The sequence below is a fragment of the Klebsiella sp. C360 genome (genome assembly GCF_048822415.1).
Classification (GTDB): Bacteria; Pseudomonadota; Gammaproteobacteria; order Enterobacterales; family Enterobacteriaceae; genus Klebsiella; species Klebsiella quasipneumoniae.
The window spans coordinates 1-7,252 of the sequence record NZ_JBMEZZ010000030.1 but is presented as its reverse complement, the minus strand read 5'-3'; the positions used below and the strand labels follow the sequence as shown (position 1 = coordinate 7,252).

Here is a 7,252-nt window from a genome sequence, read left to right as displayed (position 1 = left end):
CACCGTTGAACGTCACATCCGGGGCAAATGGGCCTGCGACAGCTGCGAGACGTTGATCCAGGCACCGGTGCCACCGCAGGTGATCGACAAAGGCATCCCCACCGCTGGCCTGCTGGCCCAGGTGCTGGTGGCCAAGTATGCCGACCATCTGCCGCTGTACCGTCAGGAACGCATGTTCGGCCGTGCCGGCCTGGAAATCCCGCGCTCCACCCTGGCCGAATGGGTGGGTGCCTGTGGTGTGCAGTTGCAGCCGCTGGTGGATGCGTTGAGAAATACTCTGCTGGAACACAGTGTTCTGCATGCCGATGAAACCCCGGTCAGCATGCTGGCCCCGGGCAAGAAGAAAACCCACAAGGCCTACGTCTGGGCCTACTGCACCACACCGTTTGCCGACCTGAAGGCAGCTATTTACGACTTCGCACCCAGCCGTGCAGGCGAACACGCCCGAACCTTCCTGGGTGACTGGCGGGGCAAGCTGGTCTGTGATGATTACGCTGGCTACAAGGCCGGGTTCGGCAACGGCATTACCGAAATCGGCTGTATGGCCCACGCCCGGCGCAAGTTCTATGACCTGCACGAGGCCAACAAGAGCGAATTGGCGGCCAAGGCCTTGGAATACATCGGTGGACTCTACGAGATCGAGCGGGAAACCAAAGATCTGCCACCGGATATGCGGCGGGAAATCCGGCAAACCAAAGCCAAACCCCTTGCCGATGCGCTGCATCAGTGGATGCTGGCCCATCGCCAGAAAGTGCCGGATGGCTCCGGCACGGCCAAAGCCCTGGATTACAGCCTCAAACGTTGGGAAGCGCTGACGCGCTACCTGGACGATGGCGCTGTGCCCATCGACAACAACTGGGTGGAAAACCAGATCCGACCCTGGGCGCTGGGGCGCAGCAATTGGCTGTTTGCGGGTTCACTGCGCAGTGGTCAACGTGCGGCTGCGGTCATGACCCTAATACAGTCAGCGAAGCTGAATCGGCATGATCCCTATGCCTACCTGAAGGATGTGCTGACTCGCCTGCCGACACAGAAGAACAACGCCATCGACGAGCTATTGCCCCACAACTGGAAACCGGCCATACCTAACAAGGTGTAGGCCGGACGTGTATGGAGAGCCTTCTTCGAAAGCTGGACAAGGTGCCAACTCTAGACGGCAGGATATGCCCTGGGAGATCGATGAGAGAAAGAGGAGGCCATAAGTAGAAAATTTCCCAAGCGACTGGTGGCTCGCTAGGCATACGTGTCGTGTTACTCCTAAGTTATTAGACACACTAGATTTTCCGGGCTTTGCTGGGCTGCGGGTGTCGCAGGTGTATGCCGCACGGAGATCGCAGTTAAACCTGATACTAGGCCGGCTCATGCACTAGCCGGATGTCGATTTCTCTGTCGACATACTTCCACTCCACCGAGGCCCGGAGTTCGGCCAAAAGCCTGTTAAAGCCCGGCTCATCAGACGGGGAATATTCGAACCACGTCAAGAAGTCGAAGGGTTCGCTCTCGCCCAGGTCCCGACAATGGTGGAGACGACGGGCCACAGCAGGGAGATATTGGAGCCCAATGTGAATGTGACGGGACTGCTCCTCAAAAATCTTCCGGCGTTCGTCTTGAGCCAGTCCCCACCATGAGGGGTTTTTCCGGATAGGGATCAGGGCGGCACAGGTGGCCTCTGCTCGACCCAAACTTGGCTGCTTCGCCACGAGACGATCCTTCTCTTCACGCACGACATAACGCTCGTTACTCGTTATCCCGCGAAGAAGCCATTTGGTGCCCAAAGGCTGCGGCGAAACAGAGCCAGCGGCTACGTCGAGCCGGGGGATTCCAGGGAGAGGGGCTCCCGCCACGGCATCCATCCGAACAACGCGCCAAACACCCGTTTCTCCACCAGCGAACGTAAATAATCGTGTATTCATCAGTTTCCTCTCAGGCCTTTCGCCTATTTCTCAGCCAACGCAAAACCGGCATTGCCCGGCGCAACCACTGAAACAAATATAAAAGGTTCGGGGCCAGAGTTCATTGCACCATGTACCTGCCCAGGTTTTGCGATCGCAATATCTCCAGCTTTAAGATGAGTGACTATGCCGTTACCTTGATGATATTCGGCTTCACCTGAGATAACCGTCCAAGTATCTTGGCCGTGAGGATGTACATGGGAAGCTATTTCCTGCCCAGGGTGGGCGTGCCAAACAACGACGACAGAGTCATTGGTTTCCAGAACAACCGAACGAATCGGTTCGCCGTTAGACGGACGAACATATTCATCCACCGAAAAAATCCGCGATTCAGTTTCTGCTCTCATGTTCACACCCATTTAAAACTGATTGGACACGTACTCTAAACGCAACTGCGCCTGGACAGCACATGAAGATATGTACCTAAGCGCCCTTCGGGAAAACTATGCTCTGGCGCACAGAGACCGTCAATACTCCGTCGTGGGTAGGCATGACATAACGGGAGGAGACGGGCGACGCTTTGGTCATATGTACATGAGAAGGTGGCTCGCCCGCTCGGCAGGGTTGTTGTCGATGGGCAGGTGTCCCCCTTTCGATGTAGCGGATCAGCTTTAACCAGTTGCTCGCAAGGCAATTGATTGCTTGCCCAAGGCACTTTGACGACGTGACCTGGGGAGGGGTTTTGTCCAGCCTAGCTTTCAGTTGCTCCAGGAAAGCCTGGCTTTGCGACTGGCGCGTCTGGTATCGCTGGGCATCGCCCGCCTCTTCCATGTCGCGCTCGATGCCGTAGAGCTTGTTGATAAGAGTCAGTGCCATCTCCGCTCGGCCGATCTTGCCCTTGGATTGAGTTTTCTGATGAACTTGCGCCGCGCATGCCCAGCAACCTATACGCTCGACGCCTTTCTGCCTCCAGGAGGCGCTGCGGCACCTCCTGGGTACGGCTAGCGGTGTAATTGAACAGGATGACCGGAAGATTTGGTGGGCCACCGCGATCTCCTCAGTAGCTATAGCCAAACAGGTTGGGTATGAGAAGTTCAAGGGGGGGCGAGCAAAGCCCCCGTTCCAATTGATTCTCTATTCCACACAAATGGCGATATAAGCCGGCGGGTGATGACGACCCTGGAAGCTCTGGCATCGAGAGTGGATGTCTACTCCATCGACGAGGCGTTTCTGGATCTGACCGGAATCGACCGGGTGGTAAGCTTCGAGCCTTTTGGTCGGCAGGCGATTTGGCTCAAGGTGGAATCACCGGACGGTTACGATACAACGGTCAACGCTTGCGCCTGCTGTCGATTGACACCCCGGAAACCTACAAGCCCAGGTGCGACGCCGAGCTGACGAAGGGCCGCGAGGCAACCGCACGCCTCCGCGAACTGGTTGCCAACGCTCAGCGCATCGAGGTTGTCGATTCCGGCCAAGCCGACAAGTACGACCGCCGCCTTGTTCACCTGCTGATCGACGGGCGGGACGTGGGGCAAACCCTCATGGGGGAACCGCAGAATTCGGAAAAAATCGTACGCTAAGCTAACGGTGTTCTCGTGACAGCTCTTTGACTAGGCTTTCTAAGGCCATTCTGATAGCCCTGACTTCCTGAAAAGCCATGGCTAAAATTTGTGCGGCTAAAAGGGATAACCGATGGTAAAGTAAGTTATCCCTGTCGAGATACTGAAAAGCGTTATCCTCGTTTTTCCCAAAACTGTTTTGCCAGTTCGCTCAGAGCGCTAGTTAACTGAGCGACAGATTTCGCACTTTGCAAATTATTCTGCCCGGTCTGTACATTGGTATCAGCAGCATCGCGTATATTGATAATACTGCGGTTTATGTCTTCACTTACTGCTCCCTGCTGCTCGACCGCAGTCGCTATTTGCGCGTTCATGTCGGTAATTTCGTTAACGCGTTGGCCAATTCCATCAAGAGCTGTAGCTGCTTCCTCTGCGTGAGCTACACTCGTGTGCGCTTGCCGACTACTTTGCTCCATGACTGTAACAGCGGATTGCGCTCGCTCTTGTAGAGCGCTGATCATGCTTTGAATATCCGTTGTCGATTGCTGTGTGCGAGCAGCAAGACTGCGAACCTCATCGGCGACAACAGCAAAACCACGCCCCTGCTCACCAGCACGCGCGGCCTCAATTGCTGCGTTGAGTGCCAACAAATTCGTTTGCTCGGCGATCCCTCGTATAACGTCAAGAACTTTTGATATCTCGTTACTTTGACCTTCAAGCTCATGAATAACCTGAGTGGCTTGCCTAATTTCACCTTCAAGGGCAGTGATTGACTGGCTTGTGTGGGCTACCAGACGCTGGCCAGATGCCGTCTCAGTGTCTGCTCTTCCGGCCGCATCTGCAGCATGCTGTGCATTGCTCGCAACCTCTTGAATGCTTGCCACCATTTGGTTTACTGCCGTTGCTATTTGATCTGTCTCTGCCTGCTGCTCAACTGTAAGTACATTGCTTGACTCAATATCCTTTAGTAGGCCTCGGGTGTGTTCGCTAAGCCGATTTGATGCATCACCTATGCGACCTACTATGGCGCCTGTTTCAGCTTGCATCATTCGTAAAGCAAACTCTATTTGGCCAAACTCATCGGTGCGCCCAGTGTAGAGGGATTGACTTAATGGGTTATTGGAAATATTCCTGGCTCTTTCAACCAGTCTTCCAAGAGGAGAGAGAATAGCCAAAACACTAACAGAGCTTAAGCTTCCTGACATTAAAGTGGCTAACACCTAGATTCTACGTCAGTACTTCAAAAAGCATAATCAAAGCCTTGATAAATATGCATTCCTTCGAAATTCAGCTTTCACCCATTGGGTGAAAGAAAAGTGCTCAAAAATATGTTAAATTATCAGCTTTTATGACTCGATATATGGTAAAATAATAGTAAGAAAAGTAGTAAAAAGGGGTTCTAATTATGATTAATAAAATTGATTTCAAAGCTAAGAATCTAACATCAAATGCAGGTCTTTTTCTGCTCCTTGAGAATGCAAAAAGCAATGGGATTTTTGATTTTATTGAAAATGACCTCGTATTTGATAATGACTCAACAAATAAAATCAAGATGAATCATATAAAGACCATGCTCTGCGGTCACTTCATTGGCATTGATAAGTTAGAACGTCTAAAGCTACTTCAAAATGATCCCCTCGTCAACGAGTTTGATATTTCCGTAAAAGAACCTGAAACAGTGTCACGGTTTCTAGGAAACTTCAACTTCAAGACAACCCAAATGTTTAGAGACATTAATTTTAAAGTCTTTAAAAAACTGCTCACTAAAAGTAAATTGACATCCATTACGATTGATATTGATAGTAGTGTAATTAACGTAGAAGGTCATCAAGAAGGTGCGTCAAAAGGATATAATCCTAAGAAACTGGGAAACCGATGCTACAATATCCAATTTGCATTTTGCGACGAATTAAAAGCATATGTTACCGGATTTGTAAGAAGTGGCAATACTTACACTGCAAACGGTGCTGCGGAAATGATCAAAGAAATTGTTGCTAACATCAAATCAGACGATTTAGAAATTTTATTTCGAATGGATAGTGGCTACTTTGATGAAAAAATTATCGAAACGATAGAATCTCTTGGATGCAAATATTTAATTAAAGCCAAAAGTTATTCTACACTCACCTCACAAGCAACGAATTCATCAATTGTATTCGTTAAAGGAGAAGAAGGTAGAGAAACTACAGAACTGTATACAAAATTAGTTAAATGGGAAAAAGACAGAAGATTTGTCGTATCTCGCGTACTGAAACCAGAAAAAGAAAGAGCACAATTATCACTTTTAGAAGGTTCCGAATACGACTACTTTTTCTTTGTAACAAATACTACCTTGCTTTCTGAAAAAGTAGTTATATACTATGAAAAGCGTGGTAATGCTGAAAACTATATCAAAGAAGCCAAATACGACATGGCGGTGGGTCATCTCTTGCTAAAGTCATTTTGGGCGAATGAAGCCGTGTTTCAAATGATGATGCTTTCATATAACCTATTTTTGTTGTTCAAGTTTGATTCCTTGGACTCTTCAGAATACAGACAGCAAATAAAGACCTTTCGTTTGAAGTATGTATTTCTTGCAGCAAAAATAATCAAAACCGCAAGATATGTAATCATGAAGTTGTCGGAAAACTATCCGTACAAGGGAGTGTATGAAAAATGTCTGGTATAATAAGAATATCATCAATAAAATTGAGTGTTGCTCTGTGGATAACTTGCAGAGTTTATTAAGTATCATTGCAGCAAAGATGAAATCAATGATTTATCAAAAATGATTGAAAGGTGGTTGTAAATAATGTTACAATGTGTGAGAAGCAGTCTAAATTCTTCGTGAAATAGTGATTTTTGAAGCTAATAAAAAACACACGTGGAATTTAGGGAATACTGATGTAACACGGATTGACCGTATTGGGAGTTTGAGATGGTGACAAAGAGAGTGCAACGGATGATGTTCGCGGCGGCGGCGTGCATTCCGCTGCTGCTGGGCAGCGCGCCGCTTTATGCGCAGACGAGTGCGGTGCAGCAAAAGCTGGCGGCGCTGGAGAAAAGCAGCGGAGGGCGGCTGGGCGTCGCGCTCATCGATACCGCAGATAATACGCAGGTGCTTTATCGCGGTGATGAACGCTTTCCAATGTGCAGTACCAGTAAAGTTATGGCGGCCGCGGCGGTGCTTAAGCAGAGTGAAACGCAAAAGCAGCTGCTTAATCAGCCTGTCGAGATCAAGCCTGCCGATCTGGTTAACTACAATCCGATTGCCGAAAAACACGTCAACGGCACAATGACGCTGGCAGAACTGAGCGCGGCCGCGTTGCAGTACAGCGACAATACCGCCATGAACAAATTGATTGCCCAGCTCGGTGGCCCGGGAGGCGTGACGGCTTTTGCCCGCGCGATCGGCGATGAGACGTTTCGTCTGGATCGCACTGAACCTACGCTGAATACCGCCATTCCCGGCGACCCGAGAGACACCACCACGCCGCGGGCGATGGCGCAGACGTTGCGTCAGCTTACGCTGGGTCATGCGCTGGGCGAAACCCAGCGGGCGCAGTTGGTGACGTGGCTCAAAGGCAATACGACCGGCGCAGCCAGCATTCGGGCCGGCTTACCGACGTCGTGGACTGTGGGTGATAAGACCGGCAGCGGCGACTACGGCACCACCAATGATATTGCGGTGATCTGGCCGCAGGGTCGTGCGCCGCTGGTTCTGGTGACCTATTTTACCCAGCCGCAACAGAACGCAGAGAGCCGCCGCGATGTGCTGGCTTCAGCGGCGAGAATCATCGCCGAAGGGCTGTAACTGGT

At 50.5% G+C, this 7,252-nt stretch carries 7 protein-coding genes and 1 pseudogene; 4 read left to right on the top strand and 4 right to left on the bottom strand.

What is annotated here, in order from left to right; all coding sequences use genetic code 11:
* Positions 1-1,099, top strand: a 1,099-nt coding sequence (tnpC, locus tag ACOI7D_RS27375; protein WP_019704486.1) for an IS66 family transposase, incomplete at its 5' end; no start/stop codon positions are given.
* Between the two features lie 250 nt (positions 1,100-1,349).
* Here the strand turns inward: tnpC and ACOI7D_RS27370 are convergent.
* From ACOI7D_RS27370 to ACOI7D_RS27360, 3 genes and pseudogenes are all read right to left on the bottom strand, one after another.
* The gene (locus ACOI7D_RS27370; protein ID WP_001097412.1) at positions 1,350-1,913 is read right to left on the bottom strand and encodes a chlorite dismutase family protein; all 564 of its coding nucleotides are present in this window, start codon (positions 1,911-1,913) and stop codon (positions 1,350-1,352) included.
* Positions 1,914-1,936: 23 nt separating this feature from the next.
* The gene (locus ACOI7D_RS27365) at positions 1,937-2,311 is read right to left on the bottom strand and encodes a cupin domain-containing protein (protein ID WP_001348195.1); all 375 of its coding nucleotides are present in this window, start codon (positions 2,309-2,311) and stop codon (positions 1,937-1,939) included.
* Positions 2,312-2,500: 189 nt separating this feature from the next.
* Positions 2,501-2,937, bottom strand: a pseudogene (locus ACOI7D_RS27360) (IS66 family transposase); the annotation flags it as partial.
* A 292-nt stretch (positions 2,938-3,229) separates the two neighbouring features.
* Between ACOI7D_RS27360 and ACOI7D_RS27355 the strand changes: the two are divergent.
* Entirely contained in the window at positions 3,230-3,475 is a 246-nt protein-coding gene (locus ACOI7D_RS27355) for a thermonuclease family protein (protein ID WP_281162038.1), read from the top strand.
* A gap of 152 nt (positions 3,476-3,627) precedes the next feature.
* Here the strand turns inward: ACOI7D_RS27355 and ACOI7D_RS27350 are convergent, their stop codons facing one another.
* The gene (locus tag ACOI7D_RS27350; protein ID WP_014342102.1) at positions 3,628-4,659 is read right to left on the bottom strand and encodes a methyl-accepting chemotaxis protein; all 1,032 of its coding nucleotides are present in this window, start codon (positions 4,657-4,659) and stop codon (positions 3,628-3,630) included.
* A gap of 200 nt (positions 4,660-4,859) precedes the next feature.
* Here ACOI7D_RS27350 and ACOI7D_RS27345 point away from each other — a divergent pair, with 200 nt between their 5' ends.
* Both ACOI7D_RS27345 and ACOI7D_RS27340 read left to right on the top strand, forming a co-directional pair.
* Entirely contained in the window at positions 4,860-6,122 is a 1,263-nt protein-coding gene (locus ACOI7D_RS27345) for an IS1380-like element ISEcp1 family transposase (protein WP_000608644.1), read from the top strand.
* A gap of 249 nt (positions 6,123-6,371) precedes the next feature.
* Positions 6,372-7,247, top strand: coding sequence for an extended-spectrum class A beta-lactamase CTX-M-14 (locus tag ACOI7D_RS27340; RefSeq protein WP_001617865.1), 876 nt, complete (start codon positions 6,372-6,374; stop codon positions 7,245-7,247).
* Positions 7,248-7,252 lie beyond the last annotated feature (5 nt).

Bases quoted from the DNA above. Each gene is read 5' to 3' on its own strand.
- ACOI7D_RS27370 (WP_001097412.1), bottom strand. From the start codon at position 1,913: ATGAATACACGATTATTTACGTTCGCTGGTGGAGAAACGGGTGTTTGG.
- ACOI7D_RS27365 (WP_001348195.1), bottom strand. From the start codon at position 2,311: ATGGGTGTGAACATGAGAGCAGAAACTGAATCGCGGATTTTTTCGGTG.
- ACOI7D_RS27350 (WP_014342102.1), bottom strand. From the start codon at position 4,659: ATGTCAGGAAGCTTAAGCTCTGTTAGTGTTTTGGCTATTCTCTCTCCT.
- ACOI7D_RS27345 (WP_000608644.1), top strand. From the start codon at position 4,860: ATGATTAATAAAATTGATTTCAAAGCTAAGAATCTAACATCAAATGCA.
- ACOI7D_RS27340 (WP_001617865.1), top strand. From the start codon at position 6,372: ATGGTGACAAAGAGAGTGCAACGGATGATGTTCGCGGCGGCGGCGTGC.